Consider the following 22,645-nt stretch of genomic DNA (forward strand, 5'->3'; position numbering starts at 1 on the left):
CAGAATCGGGCGATGCCTTCCATTCCCGATTCAGATTCAACTCCAGGTTCAGACCGCGAAGCCCGCCTGCTCATCGAACGCATCGCCGCGAGCGGCACGCGCCATGACGTGGTGCACGGCGGCGTTCGCGTCTGCTGGCGCCGCTTCGGCGCTGAAGAAAGCGCCTATCCACCGCTGGTGCTGCTGCACGGCGGCCACGGCAGCTGGATGCACTGGCTGCGCAATGTCGAGGCGCTCTCGGCCGGCCGCACGCTGTGGTTGCCCGACATGCCCGGGTTCAACGACTCCGACGCGCCGCCGCGCGCAGCGCCCGATGAAGATCCGCTCGGCCCGCTGCTCGATGCATTGGGCGGGTCGCTCGACCAGCTGATCGGCGCCGGCACGCCCATCGACCTCGGCGGTTTTTCCTTCGGCGGACTCACCGCTGCGCGCTTCGCAGTGCGGCGCGGTGCCATCCGGCGCCTGGCGCTCGTGGGCAGCGGAGGCCACGGCACGATGCGGCGCATGGCGGTTCAGATGATCAATTGGCGTGCCGCACCGAATCGCGAGGAAGAACGCGCCGCGCTGTTGCACAACCTGGCCGCGCTCATGTTGCACGACAAGGCCGCCATCGATGCGCTGGCTTTCGAGATTCACGACATCTCCTGCCACGGCACGCGCTTTCGCAGCAAGGAGGTGTCGCAGGCGGGTGGGCTGCAGGCCGCGCTCGACACCATCGGCGGGCCGCAACTTCTGCTGTGGGGCGAGTACGACGTCACCGCCGATCCGCGTCCGCTGGTGGCGCAACTCACGGCCGGGCAGCCTCAGCGCGAAGGCGTGGTGATCGACGGGGCAGGGCACTGGGCGCAGTACGAGCGCGCCGATGAGTTCAACCGGCTGCTGCTGCGCTTTCTGGGCTGAGCGCTCGCAGCCTCGCACCTGCTTCATGCGCATTCATCGAATCTTAAAAAGTCTAAAGAGTTATTAAAGCCTCAGGGTCAGCATCCGGCGGCGAGGCGGCCATGCCGCTTCGAACCTTCGACTTTTCACCCTGAGGATCCTGATGAAGAAGCAAACCCGCCTTGCCGCCCGAGGCCCCCGTTTTCATGGCCGCCCGGCCTTCACGGCAATTGCCGTTGGCGTGGTCTCCGCCACTTGCCTGGCACCCGCATGGGCACAGTCCGACGAAGAGAAATTCCCGGCCGGGGGCTCCCAGTGGGGCCTTGGCATTGCAGCGGGAATGGACCGCAAGCCCTACCGAGAATTCGACGACAAGGGGGTCGTCATTCCAATGGTCACCTACGAGAACCGGTGGTTCAGCGTTGCGGGCCCGAGCCTCGACCTGAAGCTTCCTTCCGCTGGCCCGGTGTCCTTCCGGCTGCGCGCGCGATACACGTCCGACGGCTACGAGGCCGAAGACTCCCCCTACCTGACCGGCATGGACGAGCGCAAGGCCAGCATCTGGCTCGGCGGTGCGGCAATCTGGCGCAACGATTTCGCCAACCTGTCGGCCGAGCTGCTGGCCGACGCTTCCGGGCACAGCAAGGGCACACGGGTCAAGCTGCAGGTCGATCGTCGCTTCACTTCGGGTGCCTTCAGCTTCACGCCGCGGGTCGCGGTGCAGTGGGCCGATCGCAAGTATGTGGACTACTACTACGGCGTACGCGCAGCGGAATCGCGCGCGGACCGCGCCCAGTACGACGGCGAATCCGCCGCGAACGTCGAGTTGGGCCTGCGCGTGGACTACGCCGTCGCGCGCAAGCAGACAATCTTCCTGGACGTCAGCGGCACCAGCCTCGGCAGCGGCATCAAGAACAGCCCGCTGGTCGGCCGGTCGAGCCAGACCGGCGTGCGGGTCGGCTACCTCTACAGGTTCTGAGGCACAAAAGCCTCGGCGGAGTCCGTCGGCGGAAACACCACGCGAATGCCGAGGCCCTGGCCGTCGAGCCCGGCGCCGGTCTCGATGGTTGCGCGGTGCACCTCGGCGATGCCCGCCACCAGCGACAACCCGATGCCGCTGCCGCGCGAAGGTGCCCCGGCCACGCGGTGAAAGCGCTTGAAGATGGCTGCGCGCTCCGACGCGGGCACGCCGGGTCCGTCGTCGGCCACCTCGAGGTAGACACACCGCTGCTGCGGCGGCGCCGTGCCCGGTTCCGGGCCGCAGCTCACGCGCACGCGCCCGCCCCTGGGCGTATAGCGCAGCGCGTTGTCCACCAGGTTGCGCAGCAGGATGCCGATCTCGTCGATGTCGCAGCGAATGGTGCACGGCTGCGCATCGAGCAGGATGGTGCGCGCGTGCTGGAGCGCATGCACGTCGAACTCGTTCGCCACGTGCATCACGAGCGCACCCAGGTCGGCCGGCGCATGCTGCGGCGCGTTGGCGCCCGCATTGAGGCGCGCCAGGTCGAGCAGCTGCTCCGACAGGCGCGTGCTGCGCTCGGCCACGGCGAGCAGCTTGGCGAGTGCGATGTCCTTCTCTGCTGCAGTGGGCGCGCGCAGCGCGATCTGGGCCTGCGCCTGCAGCGCCGAGAGCGGCGTGCGCAGCTCGTGCGCCGCGTCGCCGATGAAGCGGCGCTCGCCCTCGACCGCCTCGTCGAGCTGCCGCAGCGCATGGTTGAAGGAGGCCACAAGCGGATGCAGTTCGCGCGGCAGCGGCGCCGGAGACAGCGGCGTGAGGTCGAAGCTGCGCCGCTGGCGCATCTGCTCGCCCAGTGCCAGCACCGGCTTGAGCGAACGGCGCACCACGAACCACATCAGCGCGCCCACGAGCAACAGCAACAGCGTGTTGATGACCAGCGCGGTCATCGCATCTCCGCGCAGCTCGGCGTCGACCACGCTGTGCAGATTGCCCACCTGCACATGCACGCGGCCGGTCTTGTCCGAGACGGAGTAGACGCGCCATCGCGCGCCCCCGATCACGCTGGTGGCCGCGCCTCCGGCGAAGCCGGGCCGCAGCGGGGTGTCGGGTGCGCCGGGCGAGCGCACGAGCAGGCGGTCGCCGTCGAGCCAGATCTGGAACGCGAGCGCCTCGCTCTCGGGCAGCGCTTCATCGCGCAGCTGCAGGCCGTTGGCGCGCGGCCGCAGCCCCTTGAGCTTGTCTTCGCCGGGAATGGTCAGCAGGATGCGCGTGGCGATGGTCTGGAGCTTGTCGTCCCAGATGCTGTTCCTGTTGTGCGTGAGATAGACGAACAGCACCGCGAGCGCCACCGCCCAGCACAGCGCGATGGTCGCGGCGATCACCATGATCATCCGCGCCTGCAGCGAGTTCAGCCTCATGGACGCGGCTGGCCCACCACGTAGCCGTGCCCGTGCACGGTCCGGATCAGGTCGTCGCCGAGCTTGCGGCGCAGCTGGTGGATAAACACGGCGATGGTGTTGCTCTCGACCGCGCTCGCGTTGCCGTAGACGGCGTCCTGCAGATGGTCGCGCGTGACCACGTGGCCGGGCCGCTCGAGCAGCGCCAGCAGCGTGCGGTATTCGTGCGCGCTCAGCGTCACCTCGACGCCGGCCTTCGACACCACGCGGCGGCTGCGGTCGACTTCGATGTCGCCGTGCGAGAACACCGGGATCACGCGGCCCTGGCTGCGCCGGATGACCGAGCGCACGCGCGCCCAGAGCTCGTCGAACTGGAAGGGCTTGACGATGTAGTCGTCGGCGCCCGCGTCGAGCCCGTGGATGCGCTCGCTGAGCTGGCCGCGCGCGGTCAGCATCAGCACGGGCGTCGGGTCGTAGCGGCCGCGCATCGCGCGCAACACCGAGAGCCCCGACTCGCCCGGCAGCCCGATGTCGAGCAGCACGGCGGCATAGGCGTGGTCGATCAGCGCGAGCCGAGCCGCGGGCGCATCGCAGACATGGTCAATGGTCCAGCCGCCCTGGCGCGCGCCGTCGCACACCGCCTCTCCCAGCATGGCATCGTCTTCGACCAGGAGCAGGTGCATTGGGGGCGTGGGTATGGCGCGTGAAAAGCAGTGCGGATGATGCCCCAGAGTTTTTAATATCTTTTTAAGCTGGAGCTTTTGCTATTGCTTCACCAGCCCCAGCTTGCGGATCATGTCGCCCCACTGGTCGTAGGTGGTACGCGTGAGCTCGGCCAGTTGCGCGGGGCTCGAAGACTCTGCTTCATAAGCACCCTGGCGGAAGAAGTCGCGCGTGGCGGGCATCGCCAGCACCTGCGCGAGCGCGCCGTTGAGCCTGGCGACCACGGGCGCCGGCATGCGCGCGGGCCCGAAGAAGCCGAGCCAGCTCGGCATGTCGACGCCGGCAACGCCTTGTTCCGTCATGGTGGGCACGTCGGGCAGCATTGCGCTGCGCTTCGGCGCGGCCACCGCCAGCATGCGAACCTTGCCGGTGGCGGTGTTCTGGATGGCGTTGGGCGCCGCATCGAAGTAGTACTGCACGCGGCCTGCAAGAAAGTCCTTCGCGGCATCGGTGCCGCCTTTGTAGGGCACATGCACCACGTCCAGCCCCGCCTTCTGCGCGAAGGCCTCGCCGTAGATGTGCGACGAGGTGCCGGTGCCGAAGGACGCATAGCTCATCTTGCCGGGATTGGCCTTGATGTGGGCCACGAGCTCCTGCACCGTGCGCGCCGGCACGCTCGCATGCACCGTGAGCACCAGCGGCCCGCGCGCGCCGAGCGAGATCGGTGTGAGGTCCTTGAACGGGTCGTAGCGCACCTGCGCCAGCGTCTGCGGGTTCTGCGCCACCACGGAAGAGGGCGCGTACATCATCGTGTAGCCGTCGGGTGCGGCGCGAATCACTTCTTCCGTGGCAAGGATGAAGCTCGCACCCGGCCGGTTCTCGACGATGATCGGCGTCTGCAGCACCTCGCCGAGCTTGTTGGCGACGAAGCGCGCTTGCGCGTCGGAGGCGCCGCCCGCCGCAAGGCCGAGCACGATGCGGATGCTGCGGCCCTTTTCGGGGAAGGCCGGGGGCTCGGCCGCGAGCGTGCTGGGCGGCAATGCGGTTGCGCCAAGTGCGATGCCGAGGCCAAGGCACGCGGCCATGCGGCGACGGTTGAAGAAGCGCGAGTGGTTCATTGCCTGGCCAACCCCACCTGCTGCACCATCGCACCCCAGCGCTCGTAGCTCGACCGCGTGACGCTTGCAAATTCCTCCGGCGTGGACGCGCCGGCCTCGTAGCCGCCCGAGCGGTAGAACTCGCGCACCTGCGGCATCGACAGCACTTGTGTGAGCGCCGTGTTGAGCCTGGCGACCACCGGCGCCGGCATGTGCGCCGGCCCGTAGAAGCCGAGCCAGCTCGGCAGGTCGAGCCCCGCCACGCCTTGCTCGGCGAAGGTGGGTACGTCGGGCAGGGCCGCAATGCGCGCGTTCGCGGCAATGGCCAGGATCTTCACTTTGCCTGTACCCGAGGTGATGAGTGCCGACGAGGCCGAATCGAACATGTACTGCACGCGGCCGCCGATCAGGTCCTTGGCCGCGTCCGAGCCGCCCTTGTAGGGGATGTGCACCGCGTCGATGCCGGCCTTCTTCACGAAGGCTTCGCCGTAGATGTGCGACGAGGTGCCCGCGCCGAAGGAGGCGTAGCTCACCTTGCCCGGGTTGGCCTTCACGTAGGCGATGAGCTCCTTCACGTTGCTGGCCGGCACGGTGGTGCTCACCGACAGCACCAGCGGACCGCGCCCGCCCATCGAAATGGCGGTGAAGTCCTTGAACGGGTCGTAGGGCACCTGCGAGAAGGTGTGCGGGTTCTGCGCCATGGTCGAAGAGGGCGCGTAGAGCAGCGTGTAGCCGTCGGGCAGCGCGCGCGCCACCTCGCTTGCGGCGAGCATGGTGCTGGCACCGGGCTTGTTGTCGACGATCACGCCGGTGCCCAGCACCTCGCCGAGCTTCTGCGCCACGATGCGCGCCTGCGCATCGGTGCCGCCGCCGGCGGTAAAGCCCACCACGATGCGTATCGGCTTGCCGCCGCGCTCCGGAAAGTCTTGCGCCAGGGCCAAGGGCGCCAGGCCCAGCAAGGCCGCCGCGCCGAGCGCAGCGCCGAACGCACGGCGGGTGCCGCGAGGTTTCTTCATCGATGTCTCCGTTTATGAATGTTCTTCTTATATTGATTTAGAAAACCATAAAAATCCACATACTCTAGGGAATACCCCGAATAAGTGCCATTTTCTACCTTTTGTGTTTGACAAAATGAACATTGAAATCAAAATACGACGAAACAGCCTATCCAAGACACCTATCCATGAAAACTGTCGTCCGCACCGACGAGCGCATCCTCAGCTCCGACATCTTCGACCGCGACAGCCGCGTCAAGCGCCCTGACCACGGCACCTGGGCCGAGCCCGGCAAGAACATTCCGGTCTATCACCGCTGCGGCGTGCTGGTGGTGGGCGGCGGGCCTTCGGGCACTGCGGCCGCCGCGGCTGCCGCCCGTGCCGGCGCCGACGTGGCGCTGCTCGAACGCTACAACCACCTGGGCGGCCTTTCCACCGGCGGCCTCGTGATCTGGATCGACCGCATGACCGACTGGGAAGGCAAGCTGGTGATCCGCGGCTTTGCCGAAGAACTGTTCGACCGCCTGCCGGCCGATGCCATTGCCGGCCCCGCAAGGGAAGACTGGGGCTCGCAAGACACGGCCAAGGCCGCGCATTGGTCGCAGCGCACGGCCGCTTATCACGGCGTGGTCACGTGGTCGCCCACCATCGACCCCGAGCGGCTCAAGCTGCTCTCGCAAGAGATCGTGCTGGAGCGCAAGGTCAAGCTCATCTATCACTCCTGGGCCGCCATTCCCATCGTGCAGGACGGCGCCGTGAAGGGCGTGGTCTTCGAGAGCAAGGAAGGCCGCATGGCGATCATGGCCGACGCGGTGGTCGACGCCACCGGCGACGGCGACCTGTTCGCGCGTGCCGGTGCCGCCTACGTGAACGACATCGAGGAAGCCGACGTGCACCACTGCATGAACACCTCGTGGCTCTTCGGCGGCGTGGACATGAACCGCTGGATCGAATTCAAGGCCGGCCAGCCCGAGGCGTTCACCGCCTTCATGGCACGCGGGCGCGAAGTGTGCGGCCTGTTCGAGCGGCCGTTCGTTTCATGGCGCAACGATGTGGCGCTGTTCATGGGGCCGCGCCAGTCGGGCTACTCGGCGCTGGACGTGGACGACCTCACGGCCGTGGAGGTGCGCTCGCACCGCGCGATGGCCGCGCACCTGGACTATTTCAAGGCGCATGCGCCGGGCTTTGAAGATGCGTACCTGATGCTCAGCGCACCGCAGATCGGCGTGCGCCATGCGCGGCGCCTCACCGGTGTGGGCGCCGTGCTACGCAGCCAGTGGCCCGATGGCGTGGCGCTGGCCGACGAAGTGGGCGTGACGCCCGCGGTGTCGCCCAAGTTTCCGAACATCTCCATTCCCTACGGCGCGCTGGTGCCGCAGCAGCTCGATGGCCTCCTGGCCTGCGGGCGCCATATTTCATGCGACCGCAACTCGCACGGCTTCATGCGCGAGATTCCGCAGTGCTGGATCACCGGGCAGGCGGCCGGCGTGGCGGCGGCGCTGGCCTCGCGGGGCGGCATCGAGCCGCGCCTTGTCGATGTGGGCGCGCTGCAGTCGGCGCTGCTCGCGCAGGGCGTGTACCTGCGCGCCGGTGTCGGGCAGGGCGCGCATGCGCCGGCGGCAGCGGCTGCGGCCGAAGCCGGCGTCTGAATGACTTGCCATGAGCCCGGCCGACCTTTCCCGCGAGCCTCTACATTGCAGAGTCTTGAGTCTTGCAACGGGTTCTTCCATGTCCACTGAAAAAAACGACACCTCTTTTTCCGCATCGGAAGCCGCCGATGCGCGCGGCGACCGCTCCGACACCGTGAGCGCGCTGGAGCGCGGCATCTCGGTGCTGCGCTGCTTCAGCGAAGAGCGCCCCGTGCTGGGCCATGCCGACATCGCGCGCATGACCGGCATTCCGCGCCCCACGGTCAACCGGCTCGTGGCCACGCTGCTCTCCATGGGCATGCTCAAGAGCGCGCAGGTGGCCGACCGCTTCATGCTCGGGCCCGGCGTGGTGTCGCTGTCGCGCGTGTTCCTGGGCAGCCTCGACGTGCGCGCCGCGGCGCGGCCCAGCATGCAGGCCATGGCGGAGGAGGTGGGCGCCTCGGTCTACCTGGCCATACGCGACGGCATGGAGATGGTGCTGATCGAGGCCTGCCGGCCGCGCTCGTCGATGCTCTCGGCGCGGCTCGATGTGGGCTCGCGCGCGCCGCTGGCCAATTCGGCCCTGGGCCGCGCGTACCTTTCGGCGCTGCCCGAGGCGCAGCGCAACCAGCTCATCGATTCGATGCGTCTCTTGCGCGGCCCCGAGTGGGACAGCATCGCGCCCGGCATGACCCGCGCCATCGGCGAAGCGCGGCGGCTGGGTTACTGCCTCTCGCTCGGCGAATTCCACCGCGAGATCAATTCGGTGTCGGTGCCCCTCATCGGGCCCGACGGCGAAGTGATGTCGCTCAACGGCGGCGGCGCGGCTTTCGTGTTCACCGAAGAGCGCCTGCGCAACGAACTGGCACCGCGCCTGCACGACATTGCGCTGACCATTGCGCGCGACATCGGCGGGCATGTGCCCACGCCTACGCCTTCACCGGGTTAGCGGGCACGGCGCGGGCCGACCCCACGACTGCAAACACAAGAACGGAGACACAGGTCATGCACCTGAGCGATGAAGAAAAAGCCATGATGGACGGCCGTGACGGACCGGCCGTGCAGAAGGCGATGGACCTCCTGATGCGCTACGGCGAAGCGCTGGGCGCCGAGCGGCTGGTCGAGACGCGCAACGTGTGCGCCACCATTACCTCGACCACGCCGTTCCAGCGTGACTTTGCGCTGGCCAAGGGCGGCGGCATGGACGCGGTGTTCTCCGAATTCAGCCTCGACAGCCAGGAGACCGTCGAGATTCCGAAGTTCAAGGTCTTCACCAGCCACCTGCAGCTTGGCTTCGACCCCGGCCAGCCCGAGCGCATGGGTGTGAGCGAGGAGATCGTGCAGTTCTACAACAAGAGCGAGCGCCATGCGGCGGGCCTCGGCGCGCAGATCATGAACACCTGCACGCCCTACCAGGTCGGCAACATCCCCACGCGCGGCGAGCACTGCGCGTGGATGGAGTCGTCGGCCGTGGTGTATTGCAACTCGGTGCTCGGTGCGCGCACCAATACCGAGGGCCGCGAGAGCACCGGCGCGGCCATGCTCACCGGGCGCATTCCCTACTGGGGCTACCACCTCGACGAGAACCGCCTTGCCACGCACGTCGTCGAGCTCGACGTCGAGGTCGAGTCGGTGCAGGACTGGGGCCTGCTCGGCTACTACATCGGCGAGCACGTGCAGGAGCGCGTGCCGGTGGTGCACAGCAGGCGCGGCATTGGCCGCGTACCCAACCTGCCGCGGCTCAAGCACTTCGGCGCGGCGGCATCGTCTTCAGGCGGCGTGGAGATGTACCACATTGCCGGCGTCACGCCCGAGGCGCTCACACTGGAGCAGGCGCTCGGCGGCCGTGCACCGGTGGAGGTGCTGCGCTACGGCGAGGCCGAGCGCCGCGCCACCTACGAGAAGATCAACGCGACCGGCAGGGAGGCCGAGGTGCAGTACGTGATGCTCGGCTGCCCGCACTACACCATCGAGCAGATCTGGGAGGCCGCGCAGCTCATCGAAGGGCGCAAGGTGCACCCCGATTGCGAGCTGTGGATCTTTACGCCACGCGCCATCAAGTCGCTGGCCGACCGCAACGGCTACACCAGGATCATCGAGGACGCGGGCGGCATCCTCATGACCGACAGCTGCTCCGCCATGAGCCGCGCCGTGCCCAAGGGCACGAAGACCGTGGCACTCGACTCGGCCAAGCAGGCGCACTACCTGCCCGCCATTCTTGGCGTGCAGGCGTGGTTCGGCAGCACGGCGGAATGCATCGATGCGGCGTGCACTGGGCGGTGGAATGGAGGCATGCAATGAGGCCCCGGATTTTCTCCCTCCCCCTCTGGGGGAGGGCAGGGGTGGGGGCATGCGGCGCATCCATCGAGCGCTCTGGCTGCCCCCATCCCAACCTCGGTGCAGGCAGCCAGAGGCTGCCGCTCTTCGGGCTGTCCAGTTCCGCGCAGGCGGAACTGGAGCCGCAGCCCTCAGCCCCGTCGGGGGAAGGAGCAAAACCATGAGCGCGATCGCACACAACATAGTTCCTCTGGTCATCCGCGGCCGCAAGGTGGTCGGCGGCGTGGCCGAAGGCGAAGCACTCGTCACGCGCGACCGCATCTCGGGCTGGGGCGGCATCGATCCGCGCACCGGCACCGTCATCGAGACGCGGCACGAGCTGCGCGGCCAGAGCTTTGCGGGCAAGGTGCTGGTGTTTCCGGGAGCCAAGGGCTCGTCGGGCTGGTCGGCCATGTTCCACATGACGCGGCTCATGAACTCCGCGCCCGCGGCCTTCCTGTTCAACGAGATGACCACCAAGATGGCGCTCGGCGCAGTGGTGACGCACTCGCCTTCGATGACCGACTTCGAGCGCGACCCTCTGGAATGCATCGAGACCGGCGATTGGGTGCGCGTGGACGCCGACCGCGGCGTGATCGAGATCACCAAGAAGAACAAACCCGGAGACCGCCCATGACCACCCGCCCCCTGCGCAGCAACTTTCCGCGCGGCTCTTATCTTTGGTCAGTGCGCAATGCGCACTGGCGCGCGCTCGGCATTCCGGAAGAAGACTGCGAGAAACCGAAGATCGCCATCGTCAACAGCTCGTCCGAACTCGCGGCTTGCTTCAGCCACCTCGACAAGGTGGCGGCGGAAATCAAGACCGCGATCCGCGCGGCGGGCGGCGTGCCGTTCGAGATCCGCACCGCGGCGCCCAGCGACTTCATCACCGGCGCGGGTGCACGCGGCGCCTACATGCTGGGTGCGCGAGACCTGGTCACCAACGACATCGAAGTGGCGGTGGAAGGCGCGCAGCTCGACGGCATGGTGTGCCTCACCTCGTGCGACAAGACCGTGCCGGGCCAGCTCATGGCCGCCGCGCGGCTCAACATTCCGACGTTGCTCGTGCCCTGCGGCTACCAGCCCAGCGGCGAGTACCGCGGCAAGCACATGGACATCGAGGAAGTGTTTATCGGCGCGATGCATGCCGTCACGGGCCACCTGCCGGTTGAAGAACTCGTGGGCATGAGCCGCGAGGCGATCCGTGGCCCGGGCGTGTGCTCGGGCCTGGGCACGGCCAACTCGATGCACATCGTCTGCGAGGCCCTCGGCCTGGCCTTGCCGGGCAGCGCGCCGGTTGCCGCGCTGAGCCCGAAGATGATGGCCGACGTGCGCGCGGCCGGCACACGCATCGTGCAGATGGTGTGGGACGACCTGAAGCCGCGCGACATCCTCACGCCCGGCGCCTTCGCCAACGCGGTGCGCGCGGTGCTGGCCATCGGCGGCTCGCTCAACACGGCCAAGCACCTGCAGGCGGTTTCGACCGAAGGCGAGTGCGGTGTCGACGTGTATGGCCTTTTCGAAAGCCTCGGCCCGACGACGCCGGTGCTGGCCGGCGTGCGGCCGATCGGCGATCACAGCATCGAAGCCTTCGAGGCGGCAGGCGGCTGCCGCGCGCTCATGAAGCAGCTTGCGCCCTTGCTCGACACGAGCGCGCCCACCGTCACTGGCGGCACCGTGGCCGACAACCTGCAGGGCACCGAAGTTGCCGACGCAGAGGTGATCCGCCCCATCGATCGCCCGGTCGCGCCGCTGCCCGCCATCGTGCTGCTGCGCGGCAATCTTGCGCCCGAGTCCGGCCTCATCAAGACCGGCATCGTCGAGCGAAAGGTGCGCAGCTTCACAGGTCCGGCCGTGTGCTTCTGGACCTCGGACGCCGCCATTGCCGCAATGAAAAAAGGGGAGATCGTGCCGGGCCAGGTGGTCGTGATGCGCGGCGCCGGTGCCTGCGGCGGCCCGGCGATGGGCGGCGGCGCCTCGCGCGTGGTGTTCGCCATCGACGGCGCGGGCCTGGGCGACCAGGTCGCGATCCTGACCGACGGGCATCTTTCAGGCCTGGTCTGCAAGGGGCTTGTGGTGGCCGAGGTCTCGCCCGAAGCCGCTCTCGGCGGGCCGCTGGGGCTGGTGCGCGATGGCGACGTGATCACCATCGACCTGGACGCGCGCCGCCTCGACATTGCATTGACCGATGCGGAACTCAAGGCGCGCCGCGCCGACTGGCAGGCGCCGCCCCCGGCCTTCGACACCGGCTGGCTGCAGCAGTACCGGCGCAACGTGAGCCCGCTGTCCAAGGGCGCCGTGCTCGTGCGCACCGAACGACCCGAGCCTTCCGGCTAGCAGCACCTTTTTACCCCGGCCTTCGCCGACCGGCGCGCACCCCCGTGCGCACCCGGTGGCGCAGCCCTGCGCGCGTTCCGAGTTTTTCAACCAAGAGAAGAAGCAGGAGACAAGAAAACCATGAAGAAGATTTTGATGTGGTCAGCGCTGGGGCTTGCGAGCAGCGGCGCCGCGCATGCGCAATCCACGGTGACCGTGTTCGGCGTGATGGACCTCGGTATCCAGTACACCAACGGCGATGGCGGCGGCTCGGTCAAGGCGCTATCGAACGGCGGGCTTTCAACGAGCCGGCTCGGATTTCGCGGCACCGAAGACCTGGGCGGCGGCTTGCGCGCAGGCTTCTGGCTCGAGGGCAGCCTGAACCCCGACACCGGCACCGGCCGCGCGAGCAACAGCAACAACCAGACGAGCGGCGCGGGCGTGGCGGGGCCGATCACCTTCGACCGCATGTCCTTCGTGAGCCTCTCGCACCAGAAGATGGGTGAACTGCGCCTGGGCCGCGACTTCATTCCCACGCACTACAACAGCATCTACTTCGACCCCTTCAACGCCAACGGCGTGGCGCGCGCGGGCAACCTCACGTTCGCGGGCGCGGGCAACGGGCCGCTCCCTTCGGCCATCACGGGCAGCAACACTGTGAGCTACTGGCTGCCGGCCGGGCTCGGCGGCTTCTACGGCATGGCGATGATCGGCACGGGCGAGAACGATTCCACCGCGCCCAACCGCGACGACGGCAACTTTGCCGGTGCGCGCTTCGGATTCGCCTCGGGCGCATTCGACATTGCTGCCGCCGTGACGCGCACCCACTACGATGCGACCGCCACCATCGGCAACTACACGCACGCCAACATCGGCGGCACGTGGGACGCGGGGTTTGCGAAGTTCTTCGCGCTCTACAACAAGGTAACGGTGAAGCTCGCCGCCGGCACAGTGCGCAAGAACACCACCGAGATCGGCGCGCACATTCCGGCCTTCGAGGTCGGCCGCATCCGCGTGAGCTACGCCTACCTGGACGACCGCAGCGACGAGAGCCTGCGCAATGCCAACGGCATGCCGCGCAACCGCGACGACGCGCGGCAGTTCGGCATCGGCTATGTGCACAACCTCTCCAAACGCACCGCGCTCTACGGCACCTACGCGCGGCTCATGAACAGCGGCCAGGCGCGCTATGTCGTCAGCGGCGGCGTGGCACCGGCCGGTGGCCGCCGCTCGTCGGGCTGGGAGCTCGGCGTGCGGCATCTCTTCTGAACAAGGAGCAAAAATGCGACGCAGAAACCTGACGCTCGCGGCCCTGGCCGCCGGTGGTTCGCTGGCCATGCTGCCCGGCGCGGCAGCTTGGGGTGCCGAGACCTATCCGGACAAGCCGCTGCGCCTGATCGTCGGCTTCGCACCCGGCGGCGGTGCCGACGCGCTCACGCGCATCATTGCGGAGGGGCTGTCGAAGCAGCTCGGCCAGCAGGTGATCGTGGAGAACAGGCTCGGCGCCGACGGCGTGCTCGCGGCGCAGGCCACGTCGTCCGCAAAGCCCGATGGCTATACGCTGCTGATGGGCACCAACACCGCCATGGTGGCGGCACCCACGCTGCGCCCCACGCCGCCTTACGACCCGTTCAAGGCTTTCACGCCGATCAGCTCGGCCGGCCAGTTCTCGATGTTCCTGGTGGTGCCTTCGAGCCTGCCGGCGAAGAGCGTGAACGAGTTGCTGGCCTTGGTCGCGGCCAAGCCCGGCGCCTACAACTCGGCGTCGAGCAACAGCGCTTCGGAACTGGCCATGCTGCAGCTGCTGGGCGAGCGCAAGGTGGTGAACGCGCGCTACAAGGGCGACATGCAAGCCATGACCGACCTGCTCGGCGGCCAGATCCACATGATGTTCACCACCGGCACGTTGGCCCCGGGCTTCGTGAAAGAGGGGCGCATTCGCGCGCTGGTCACGCTGCTGCCGCAGCGCAGCGCCTTGCTGCCCGACGTGCCTACGGGCAGTGAGCTGGGCCTGGGCAAGCTCACCATCACGCCCTGGGCCGGCTTTTTCGGACCCCCAGGGCTGCCGCCCGCCATTACCGCCAAGCTGTCGCAGGAACTGCAGAACACGCTGAAGCGCCCGGACGTGCATGCGCAACTGGTGCAGCAGGGCTTCGAGGGCTACGGCATGAGCCCCGCAAAGTTCACCGAGTTCTTCCGCGCGCAATACGACGCCTTCGGCGCCACCGTGCGGCAGCACAACGTCAAGTTCGAATAGCCGCCGCGGTTGCGGCTCAGAGCCCGATCGAGCGCGCGTTGCTGCGCCAGAACGCCGCATCCGGAAACGAGCCCGCGCCGGCCGCGGCGTTGTCGGCCATGTGCTCGGCGCGGCTGGTGCCGGGAATGGTGCAGGTCACCGCCGGGTGGCTCAGCACGAACTTCAGCAGCACCTGCGCCCAGCTCGTGCAGCCGATCTCGCCGGCCCACGCAGGCAGCGGCTTGTCCCGCAGCCGGCGCAGGAGGCCGCCCCCGCCAAACGGCATGTTGACGATGACCGCCACACCCCGCTCGGCCGCGAGCGGCAGCAGTCGCTGCTCGGCTTCGCGCGCGTCGATCGAATAATTGATCTGCAAAAAGTCGAACTTCTCGGCGCGCAGCACCGCTTCGACCTCGTCGTAGGCAGAGGCGGTGTAGTGCGTAATGCCGATGTAGCGCACGCGGCCTTTCTCTTTCCAGCCGCGCAGCGTGGCCAGATGGGTTTTCCAGTCCATCAGGTTGTGCACTTGCATCAGGTCCATGCGCTCGGTGCGCAGCCGCGCGAAAGACTGCTCCATCTGCGCAATGCCGGCATCGCGGCCCGATGTCCAGACCTTCGTCGCAAGAAAAGCCTTGTTCTCGCGCTGCTTCGATGAGGCCAGCAGTTCGCCGGTGGTTTCCTCAGAGCGCCCGTACATCGGCGAACTGTCGATCACCTTGCCACCCGCGGCAAAGAGGGCGTCGAGCACACCCGGCAGGCGCTTGTATTCATCGGTGCCGGGGCGCTGGTCGAACCCGATCCAGGTGCCGCAACCGACAACCGGCAGGGCCTCCTGGGTGGAAGGAATAGGGCGGGTGTTCATGGTCATCGCAGGCCTGCCTTGTTGCTGTGCGAAGGAGGGGAGCGCGGCACCGGTGCAGAGTGCGGCGCCGAGCCTGAGCAGCCGGGCGCGGGTGATGGGGAGGTGTGGGGTGTTCGTGAGTGGCGTCACGAATCAAATTTTGCGCCAGGGCTTTTTACTCGGCGCTTGCTGGGGCTATCTTGGGGGCGTTGTTACGCTGCTTCAGGGTGGCGCACCCGCCGACGGGGTACCTTGCTCCGCGAATGTCCCCCGGGGCTGCGCCCCTCCTCCTTTATTTCGCTGCGCAAGGCACCCCATCGACGTGTGCGTCATACGCGCTGGTCGTTGATCAGCGGTGCACCAGCAGCGTGCCCCGGTGCACAGGGCATCGGGTGCTCCGCGCAGCGAAATAAAGGAGGAGGCCGCAGGCCGGGGGACATTCGCGGAGGGGAGTACCCGGTGGCCTTTGCACTCGCCCTGAACGATTCGCCCCCCAACACGTACAAACTCAGCGCAAATAGCGCCCGTCAGCCTTCAGCATCGAAAGCTCAGAGAAGGTCAGCCCCCGGTGCTCCCCCGGCCGGTAAGACACAGCAATCCCGCCGATGTCCAGCGTCTTGAACGATTCGAGACCTTTGTGCAGCGAATCGGCCGTCGGGCTTGCCCCCGCCCGCTTCAGGCCCTCGACCATCACTTTGGCCGCCACATAGCCTTCGAGGCTGGCGTAGCTGAACTCCGTTGCGCCGATTTTCTTCATGGCTGCCTGGTACTCGGCAATCATCGGCATTGCCGTGTTCCACGGGTACGGCACGACCTGCGAAATGACCACGCCGGCTGCGTCCTTCTTGATGTCCTGGAACAGCTTCTGGCCGTTCAGGAAAGAGAACGAATAGAAAGCCGTTTCGCCGCCCGCCGCGCGGTAGGCCGTGATGAACTTGGCCGCCACGTCGTTCGTGGCCGACAGCACCACGGCCTTGGGCTTGAGCTTGACCAGTTCCGCCGCGCGTTCGGCTGCGTCCGAGCCGTCATTTTTGATCGACACGCTGCCGACCATTTTTTCGCCGCGCTCGGCAATGAATTTTTGCGTGCTCTCCATCGCCGAGCGCGCGCCCGGGTTGTCGTTGTGCGCGAAGGCGATGCGCGAGAGGCCGATGGTGAACAGGTGGTTCACGATGCGGCTGTATTCCTCGTCGAAGCTGATGCGCACCGGAAAGCCGTATTCGGACGGTTTCACCACCGGCGCCGCACCCGTGTACGAGCCTACGACCGGAATCTTGAGTTCGTTGGCTGCCTTCAAGGCGCCCACCGCCGACGATGTGCCGATCGGCATCAGGATGCCCACGGCGCCGTCCTTCACGAAAGTCTTCACGTTCTCGGCGCCCTTGGCGGGGTCGTAGGCATCGTCGAGCTGGCGCAGCTCGATGGGCCGGCCGTTCACGCCGCCGTTCGCATTCACTGCGGTGAACAGCGCGCGAATGCCGACCAGCGGTTCGGTCGACAGCGTTGCCAGCGGGCCCGTCTGCACATAGGTCTGGCCGATCAGGAGCGGCTTGGTTTGGGCCTGCGCCGCAGGCTGTACCGCAAGGAGGAGAGCGGCAAAGGCCGAAGCCAGCAAATGAATCTTTTTGTATTGCATGGTCACAAATTGTTTGTTCGGCCATCTTAAGAGGCAAGGCGCTTTGGGTAAATCGCTATTTGTCCTGCCCCGGTTGCGGCGCATGGAATACTGTATAAAAATACAGTTAACGATTGCATCATGGGCCTTCCTTTCCTCAACTCCTTTTCCGCCGCCGCAGGCCGTGGCGTCTGGCATGCCGACGAGCTCGGCCTGGCCGACGCGCAGGTCGTCGCCACCGGCCACGCCGCGCTCGACGCCGAGCTGCCGGGTGGCGGCTGGCCTGTAGGCGCCATGACGGAGTTGCTGCAAACCGCGCCCGAGGCCCATGTCTGGCGGCTGCTGCTGCCCGCTTTGGCGCAGGCCGTCCAGGCGCGCGGCGGGCCGGTGGTGCTGATCGGCGCGCCCTATGAACCCTGCGGGCCGTCTCTGGCGGCGCAGGGCTTGCCGGTGGAAGCGCTGATGTGGGTCCGGAGCGACGCGCCGGCTTCGCGCCTGTGGGCCTGCGAACAGGCGCTGCGCTGTGCGGATGTGTCGGCCGTGCTGGCCTGGCTGCCGCAGGCCCGGGTGGGCGAGCTGCGGCGGCTGCAACTGGCCGCCGCCCAGCATGACGTGCTGCTCTTCGTGTGCCGGCCCGAATCGGCCGCGCAGGGTGCGTCGCCGGCGCGGCTTCGGCTTCAGGTGGAAAGCTGCGAGGCCGACAGCTCGCAGATCGAACTGCGCATTCTCAAGCGCCGGGGGCCGCCCTTGGCTGCGCCGGTGATGCTGCCCGCGCGCAACGAACGCATGGCCGCATTGCTGGCGGCCGCCCGGGTGCGCCGCAAGCTGCGGCTGCAGCAGCAGGGCACGGCGGCGGCCGGTGAAGAGACAACATCGACCGCGACAACAGCCACGGTGGTGCGCATCGACGCATGGAAGGGAGGCCCCAATGCACTGGATCGCATTGCGGTGGTCGCTTGAATCCGATTCGCCTGAAGAAGCGCAGCCACTGCCCACGCCCGAGGCGCTGGGCTGGTGGGCGCTGCAATACACGCCGCACGTCGCCTGGCAAGACGAGGCGTTGATGCTCGAGGTTTCGGCCTGCGAGCGCCTGTGGGGCGGGCGCTCGTCGCTGATGCGCCAATTGGCCCACGAGAACCCCGCGCCCGGCGCGGTGATGCTCGGCGCGCAGGGCGCCACAAGCCTCATCGCACTGGCCCGGCTGCGCCTGTTCGAGCGCAACGAGGGCCGGCCCAAGGACATTCCCGCCGGCCTGCCGCTGGACACGCTGAGCGCCGCGCGCGAACACCTCGACCTGCTGGCGCGCCTGGGCTGCCGCACCTGGGGCGACGTGGCGGCCTTGCCGCGCGGCGGCCTCACGCGGCGCTTTGGCGCGGCGTTGCGCGAGGCGCTCGATATCGCCTGGGGCCTTCGCCCTGAAAGCCACAGCTGGCTCACGCTGCCCGACGTGTTCGAGCAGAAGCTCGAGCTGCCCGCGCTGGCCGAAACCGCGCCCGAGCTGATGTGGTCGGCCAACCGCCTGCTCACGGCGCTGCAGTTCTGGCTGCGTGCCCGCCAGCGCGGCGCGCGCGCGCTCGAGCTGCAATGGACGCTCGACCTCAAGCGCTTCAACGGCGTAAACCTGCCGCCGCACCAGCAAGTCACCGTGCGCACGGCCGAGCCCACGCAGGACATGGCGCACCTGCGCCGCCTGCTCTCCGAAAAGCTTGCCCTCACCACGCTTGCGGCGCCCGCAAGCTGGCTGCGCCTGCGCACACTCGAAACCGATCCATGGGCCGGCGCCAGCACCAGCTTTCTGCCCGAAGACAACCGCAAGGGCGACAAGCTGCATGAAATGGTCGAGCGGCTCAGCGTGCGGCTCGGGCCGCAGCAGGTGGTGGTGCCCGTGGCGCAGGCCGATCACCGGCCAGAGCGCAAGCAGGCCTGGCGGCCCGCGCTGCAGAAAGACACTGCGCTGCCGGGCACCCGCAAGGAAGCCAGGGAAACTGCAAAGGCGAAGGCCGCGGCTTCGCAGCCCGATGCGCTCTACCCGCCGTGGCTCTTGCCCGAGCCGCTGCTGCTCGAGATGGACGGCGAGCGCCCGTGCTACCGCGGCCCCCTCAGCAAACTGATCGGGCCGCAGCGCGTCGAAGCCGGCTGGTGGGGCGGCAAGGAAGACGGCGGCCAGCCCGCCATGCGCGACTACTACGTGGCGGAAAGCCCCGAAGCCGGACTGGTGTGGATCTTTCGCGAGCGGCTCTCCGCACGCTTTTCCCAGGGCGAAGTGCGCTGGTACCTGCAGGGGTTCTATGCCTGACCTGAGCGAAAAGCAGCTGCGCGGACGCAACTCCGCCAAGGTGCATGCGCTGCCGTTGCCCTTGCGCAAGAAGCCGCCGCCCACGCTGCCCGACTACGCCGAGCTGCACTGCCTGACCAACTTCAGCTTTCAGCGCGGCGCCTCGACGCCTGAAGAAATGGTCGAGCGCGCCTACCAACTCGGCTACACGGCGCTGGCCATTACCGACGAATGCTCGGTGGCCGGCATCGTGCGCGCGCACGTCTGCTTGCGCGATCTGCCGGCCAAATTGGAAGAACACGAGCGCGACCATCCTGACGAGCCGCCGCTTCCGCGCAACCCCGATTTCCGGCTGCTGTTCGGCAGCGAGTTCCGCTTCGAGCGCTTCAGGCTCGTGGTCATCGCCAACGACACCGAAGGCTGGGGCAACCTGTGCGAGTTCATCACCGCCGCGCGCAATACCGAGCTGCCCAAGGGCGAGTACCGCGTGAGCTGGGACGAGAGCGACGTGGCTTCGCTGCAGCACTGCCAGATTCTCTTCGTGCCGCACAGGGCGCCGGGCGGTGCCATGGACGTCGCCTCGCTGCATGAAGACCTGCTGGCCGCCAAGGCGCTCTATGGAAAGAACCTGTGGCTGGCGGTGGAAATGCTCAACGAGCTCGACGACGACCTGTGGTTCGTCACGCTGATGCAGGCGGGCGAGCACACGGGCGTGCCGCTGGTGGCGGCCGGCGACGTGCACATGCATGCGCGCTCGGCCAAGCCGCTGCACGACGTGCTCACGGCCGTGCGCGAAGGCAAGACCGTGGCCGAATGCGGCTTTGCGCTGCAGTCGAATGCCGAGCGGCATCTGCGGCAGCGGGTGCGGCTGGCCGAGCTGTATCTCTCCGAAATGCTGTCGAACACGCTGGTGGTGGCCGAGCGCTGCCGGTTCGATCCCAATGTGATCCGCGAGACCTACAAGTACCCGCTCGAAACCGTGGGCAACCACGAGACGCCCGTGCAGACGCTGGTGCGCAAGACCTGGGAGGGCGCGGCGGTCCGCTTTCCCGAGGGCATCCCCGGCAAGGTGCGCGAGCAGGTCGAAAAGGAACTCGCGCTGATCGTCGAGCTGAAGTACGAGATGTTCTTTCTCACGGTGGAAGACATCGTGCGCTTTGCGCGCTCGAAGCACATCCTTTGCCAGGGGCGCGGTTCTTCAGCCAACTCGGTCGTCTGCTACTGCCTGGGCATTACCGCGGTCAGCCCTGAAAAAGGCCACCTGCTGTTCGAGCGTTTCCTGAGCCGGCATCGCAATGAGCCGCCCGACATCGATGTCGACTTCGAGCACCAGCGGCGCGAAGAGGTCATCCAGTACATCTACGAAAAGTACGGCCGCGAGCGCGCAGCCATTGCGGCCGTCGTCATCTGCTACCGCGCACGCAGCGCCTTGCGCGACGTGGGCAAGGCCATCGGCATCGACGAGCGCCTGATCGACGAGTTTGCAAAAGACCACTACTGGTTCGACGACACCGTGCTGGGCGAGCAACTGTTCAAGGCGGCCGCGCGCGTCGGCGTGCAGGAAGACGAACTCAAGCTGGTGCAATGGATCGAGATGACGCAGCGCCTCAAGGGCTTTCCGCGCCACCTGAGCCAGCACGTGGGCGGCTTTGTGCTCACGCACACCAAGCTCACGCGCCTGGTGCCGGTCGAAAAGGCATCGATGAAAGACCGCTCCGTCATCCAGTGGGAGAAGGACGACCTCGAAGCCATGGGCATGCTCAAGGTCGACGTGCTCGCGCTCGGCATGCTCAGCGCCATACGCCGCGGCCTCGACCACATGAACCGCTGGCGCGGCTCGATGGTGGAGATGCACCATATTCCGAACGACGACCAGAAGGTGTTCGACATGATCTGTGACGCCGACACCATCGGCGTGTTCCAGATCGAGAGTCGGGCGCAGATGTCGATGCTGCCGCGCCTGAAGCCGCGCTGCTACGAAGACCTGGTGATCGAGGTCGCCATTGTGCGGCCCGGGCCCATACAGGGCGGCATGGTGCATCCCTACCTCAAGCAGCGCGAGCGGGTGGCCAAGGGCTTGGCGATCCACTACGAGAAGGAAGAGCTGAAAGAAGCACTCGGACGCACGCTCGGCGTGCCGATCTTCCAGGAGCAGGTGATGCAGATCGCCATGATCGCGGCCAAGTTCACCGCCGACGAGGCCGATCAGTTGAGGCGCGCCATGGCCGCATGGAAGCGCAAGGGCGGCCTCGAGAAATTCCACGAGAAGCTCGTGAAAGGCATGGTCGACAACGGCTACAAGGAGTCTTTCGCCGAGGCCATCTTCAAGCAGATCCTCGGGTTTGGCGACTACGGCTTTCCCGAAAGCCATGCCGCGAGCTTTGCGCTGCTGGTCACCGTGAGCAGCTGGCTCAAGAACTACGAGCCGGCCTGCTTTCTGGCAGCCTTGCTCGACTCGCAGCCCATGGGCTTCTACAGCCCCTCGCAGCTCGTGCAGGACGCGCGCCGGCATGGCGTGGAAGTGCGGCCGGTCGATGTCGCGTGCAGCGACATCGACACCACGCTCGAGGCCCGCAGCCCCGATGCACCGCGTATGCCGCCGGGCACCGATGCGCGCTACGCCAATCGCCTCGGCAACGAGAACCAGCCCGCGGTGCGGCTCGGGCTGAACCGGGTTTCGAGCCTCAGCAAGGAAGGCGCAAAGCGCCTGCTCGAGGCGCGCGCGCAAGCGTCCTTCACCAGCACCGAAGACCTCGCCCTGCGCGCCGAACTCGACGGCAAGGACATGGCCGCGCTGGCCGCCGCCGATGCGCTGATGTCTCTTTCGGGGCATCGGCGCCAGCAGGTGTGGGACGCCACGGCGCAGAGGCGTTCGCCGGCCTTGCTCAAGGGCGTGCCGATCAACGAGCAGGTCCTGCAGCTGCCCGCGGCACCCGAGGGCGAGGAAATCGTCGGCGACTACGCGGCGCTCGGCCTCACGCTGCGGCGCCATCCGCTCGCGCTGCTGCGCCCGCGCCTTGCACGCATGAAGCTCATGAGCGCCGAAGAACTGCGCAGCCTGCCCAGCGGCCAGACTGCGCGCGCCTGCGGCATCGTCAAGGGGCGGCAGCGCCCGGGCACCGCCAACGGCACCATCTTCGTCACGCTCGAGGACGAGACCGGCAATGTCAACGTCATCGTCTGGAGCCATGTCATCGAAGCCTGGCGCGAGCCGCTGCTCAAGTCGCACCTGCTGGCGGTGCAGGGCACCTGGCAGCGCGACGACGAGACCGGCGGCAAGGTGCAACACCTGATTGCCACCGGCTTCAAGGACCTGACGCCGCTCATGGGCCGGCTGGCGCAGAGCAACACCAGCCGCGATTTTCATTGACGGCGCCGGATGCAACCGATCGTTCCATGGCTCGCGCAATCGGCCACTTTTCGCTAACC

General features: G+C 67.4%; 18 protein-coding genes. 12 read left to right on the top strand and 6 right to left on the bottom strand.

Annotated features, from left to right (window positions below; genetic code table 11):
• Window positions 1-12: 12 nt before the first annotated feature.
• Together V9K97_RS09805 and V9K97_RS09810 are read left to right on the top strand one after the other, a co-directional pair.
• Window positions 13-900: an alpha/beta fold hydrolase gene (locus tag V9K97_RS09805; protein WP_337317754.1), complete on the top strand. Its 888-nt coding sequence runs from the start codon at window positions 13-15 to the stop codon at window positions 898-900.
• A gap of 142 nt (window positions 901-1,042) precedes the next feature.
• Window positions 1,043-1,858 (top strand): MipA/OmpV family protein, encoded by an 816-nt coding sequence (locus V9K97_RS09810; RefSeq protein ID WP_337317756.1) that lies wholly within the window; start codon window positions 1,043-1,045, stop codon window positions 1,856-1,858.
• Here the strand turns inward: V9K97_RS09810 and V9K97_RS09815 are convergent.
• The 4 genes from V9K97_RS09815 to V9K97_RS09830 form a co-directional block, all read right to left on the bottom strand.
• Window positions 1,846-3,255, bottom strand: a complete 1,410-nt coding sequence (locus V9K97_RS09815) for an ATP-binding protein (RefSeq protein ID WP_337317757.1) — start codon at window positions 3,253-3,255, stop codon at window positions 1,846-1,848. The genes V9K97_RS09810 and V9K97_RS09815 overlap by 13 nt on opposite strands.
• Entirely contained in the window at window positions 3,252-3,917 is a 666-nt protein-coding gene (locus V9K97_RS09820) for a response regulator transcription factor (protein WP_124958177.1), read from the bottom strand. Before V9K97_RS09820 ends, V9K97_RS09815 begins: the two co-directional genes overlap by 4 nt.
• A gap of 81 nt (window positions 3,918-3,998) precedes the next feature.
• Window positions 3,999-5,015: a Bug family tripartite tricarboxylate transporter substrate binding protein gene (locus V9K97_RS09825; RefSeq protein ID WP_337317762.1), complete on the bottom strand. Its 1,017-nt coding sequence runs from the start codon at window positions 5,013-5,015 to the stop codon at window positions 3,999-4,001.
• Window positions 5,012-6,010 (bottom strand): Bug family tripartite tricarboxylate transporter substrate binding protein, encoded by a 999-nt coding sequence (locus V9K97_RS09830; protein ID WP_337317764.1) that lies wholly within the window; start codon window positions 6,008-6,010, stop codon window positions 5,012-5,014. The genes V9K97_RS09825 and V9K97_RS09830 overlap by 4 nt, the downstream gene beginning before the upstream one ends.
• 167 nt (window positions 6,011-6,177) lie before the next feature.
• On the opposite strand from V9K97_RS09830, the gene V9K97_RS09835 reads away from it, so the two are divergent.
• From V9K97_RS09835 to V9K97_RS09865, 7 genes are all read left to right on the top strand, one after another.
• Window positions 6,178-7,638 (top strand): FAD-dependent oxidoreductase, encoded by a 1,461-nt coding sequence (locus V9K97_RS09835; protein WP_337317766.1) that lies wholly within the window; start codon window positions 6,178-6,180, stop codon window positions 7,636-7,638.
• A 79-nt stretch (window positions 7,639-7,717) separates the two neighbouring features.
• The gene (locus V9K97_RS09840) at window positions 7,718-8,566 is read left to right on the top strand and encodes an IclR family transcriptional regulator (protein WP_337296382.1); all 849 of its coding nucleotides are present in this window, start codon (window positions 7,718-7,720) and stop codon (window positions 8,564-8,566) included.
• A 56-nt stretch (window positions 8,567-8,622) separates the two neighbouring features.
• Window positions 8,623-9,918 carry an aconitase X catalytic domain-containing protein gene (locus V9K97_RS09845; RefSeq protein ID WP_337317768.1) on the top strand — a complete coding sequence of 432 codons (1,296 nt, stop codon included), beginning with the start codon at window positions 8,623-8,625 and terminating at the stop codon, window positions 9,916-9,918.
• Window positions 9,919-10,114: 196 nt separating this feature from the next.
• Entirely contained in the window at window positions 10,115-10,570 is a 456-nt protein-coding gene (locus V9K97_RS09850; protein ID WP_337317770.1) for an aconitase X swivel domain-containing protein, read from the top strand.
• Entirely contained in the window at window positions 10,567-12,270 is a 1,704-nt protein-coding gene (gene ilvD, locus V9K97_RS09855; RefSeq protein ID WP_337317771.1) for a dihydroxy-acid dehydratase, read from the top strand. Before V9K97_RS09850 ends, ilvD begins: the two co-directional genes overlap by 4 nt.
• A gap of 120 nt (window positions 12,271-12,390) precedes the next feature.
• Complete coding sequence (locus V9K97_RS09860; protein WP_337317773.1) at window positions 12,391-13,518, top strand: porin; 1,128 nt, start codon at window positions 12,391-12,393, stop codon at window positions 13,516-13,518.
• 13 nt (window positions 13,519-13,531) lie between these two features.
• Window positions 13,532-14,506, top strand: a complete 975-nt coding sequence (locus V9K97_RS09865; RefSeq protein WP_337317775.1) for a Bug family tripartite tricarboxylate transporter substrate binding protein — start codon at window positions 13,532-13,534, stop codon at window positions 14,504-14,506.
• A gap of 16 nt (window positions 14,507-14,522) precedes the next feature.
• Here V9K97_RS09865 and V9K97_RS09870 read toward each other — a convergent pair whose 3' ends face one another.
• Both V9K97_RS09870 and V9K97_RS09875 read right to left on the bottom strand, forming a co-directional pair.
• Entirely contained in the window at window positions 14,523-15,443 is a 921-nt protein-coding gene (locus tag V9K97_RS09870; protein WP_443303061.1) for an aldo/keto reductase, read from the bottom strand.
• Between the two features lie 391 nt (window positions 15,444-15,834).
• On the bottom strand, window positions 15,835-16,962 hold the full coding sequence (locus V9K97_RS09875) for an ABC transporter substrate-binding protein (RefSeq protein ID WP_337317778.1): 1,128 nt from the start codon (window positions 16,960-16,962) through the stop codon (window positions 15,835-15,837).
• 120 nt (window positions 16,963-17,082) lie between these two features.
• Between V9K97_RS09875 and imuA the strand changes: the two genes are divergently transcribed.
• Genes imuA through V9K97_RS09890 form a run of 3 tightly spaced genes read left to right on the top strand, consistent with a single transcriptional unit; the run spans window position 17,083 to window position 22,586 of the window.
• Window positions 17,083-17,901, top strand: a complete 819-nt coding sequence (imuA, locus tag V9K97_RS09880) for a translesion DNA synthesis-associated protein ImuA (RefSeq protein ID WP_337317780.1) — start codon at window positions 17,083-17,085, stop codon at window positions 17,899-17,901.
• Window positions 17,870-19,237: a Y-family DNA polymerase gene (locus tag V9K97_RS09885; RefSeq protein WP_337317782.1), complete on the top strand. Its 1,368-nt coding sequence runs from the start codon at window positions 17,870-17,872 to the stop codon at window positions 19,235-19,237. Before imuA ends, V9K97_RS09885 begins: the two co-directional genes overlap by 32 nt.
• Window positions 19,230-22,586 carry an error-prone DNA polymerase gene (locus tag V9K97_RS09890; RefSeq protein ID WP_337317783.1) on the top strand — a complete coding sequence of 1,119 codons (3,357 nt, stop codon included), beginning with the start codon at window positions 19,230-19,232 and terminating at the stop codon, window positions 22,584-22,586. The genes V9K97_RS09885 and V9K97_RS09890 overlap by 8 nt, the downstream gene beginning before the upstream one ends.
• The last annotated feature ends 59 nt before the right edge of the window (window positions 22,587-22,645 follow it).

Origin of the sequence: Variovorax sp. CCNWLW186 (genome assembly GCF_037203865.1) — a bacterium.
In the GTDB taxonomy this organism is placed as follows: domain Bacteria; phylum Pseudomonadota; class Gammaproteobacteria; order Burkholderiales; family Burkholderiaceae_C; genus Variovorax.

Coding starts and splice junctions, on each gene's coding strand:
- V9K97_RS09805 (WP_337317754.1), top strand. CDS start 13: ATGCCTTCCATTCCCGATTCAGATTCAACTCCAGGTTCAGACCGCGAA.
- V9K97_RS09810 (WP_337317756.1), top strand. CDS start 1,043: ATGAAGAAGCAAACCCGCCTTGCCGCCCGAGGCCCCCGTTTTCATGGC.
- V9K97_RS09815 (WP_337317757.1), bottom strand. CDS start 3,255: ATGAGGCTGAACTCGCTGCAGGCGCGGATGATCATGGTGATCGCCGCG.
- V9K97_RS09820 (WP_124958177.1), bottom strand. CDS start 3,917: ATGCACCTGCTCCTGGTCGAAGACGATGCCATGCTGGGAGAGGCGGTG.
- V9K97_RS09825 (WP_337317762.1), bottom strand. CDS start 5,015: ATGAACCACTCGCGCTTCTTCAACCGTCGCCGCATGGCCGCGTGCCTT.
- V9K97_RS09830 (WP_337317764.1), bottom strand. CDS start 6,010: ATGAAGAAACCTCGCGGCACCCGCCGTGCGTTCGGCGCTGCGCTCGGC.
- V9K97_RS09835 (WP_337317766.1), top strand. CDS start 6,178: ATGAAAACTGTCGTCCGCACCGACGAGCGCATCCTCAGCTCCGACATC.
- V9K97_RS09840 (WP_337296382.1), top strand. CDS start 7,718: ATGTCCACTGAAAAAAACGACACCTCTTTTTCCGCATCGGAAGCCGCC.
- V9K97_RS09845 (WP_337317768.1), top strand. CDS start 8,623: ATGCACCTGAGCGATGAAGAAAAAGCCATGATGGACGGCCGTGACGGA.
- V9K97_RS09850 (WP_337317770.1), top strand. CDS start 10,115: ATGAGCGCGATCGCACACAACATAGTTCCTCTGGTCATCCGCGGCCGC.
- ilvD (WP_337317771.1), top strand. CDS start 10,567: ATGACCACCCGCCCCCTGCGCAGCAACTTTCCGCGCGGCTCTTATCTT.
- V9K97_RS09860 (WP_337317773.1), top strand. CDS start 12,391: ATGAAGAAGATTTTGATGTGGTCAGCGCTGGGGCTTGCGAGCAGCGGC.
- V9K97_RS09865 (WP_337317775.1), top strand. CDS start 13,532: ATGCGACGCAGAAACCTGACGCTCGCGGCCCTGGCCGCCGGTGGTTCG.
- V9K97_RS09875 (WP_337317778.1), bottom strand. CDS start 16,962: ATGCAATACAAAAAGATTCATTTGCTGGCTTCGGCCTTTGCCGCTCTC.
- imuA (WP_337317780.1), top strand. CDS start 17,083: ATGGGCCTTCCTTTCCTCAACTCCTTTTCCGCCGCCGCAGGCCGTGGC.
- V9K97_RS09885 (WP_337317782.1), top strand. CDS start 17,870: ATGCACTGGATCGCATTGCGGTGGTCGCTTGAATCCGATTCGCCTGAA.
- V9K97_RS09890 (WP_337317783.1), top strand. CDS start 19,230: ATGCCTGACCTGAGCGAAAAGCAGCTGCGCGGACGCAACTCCGCCAAG.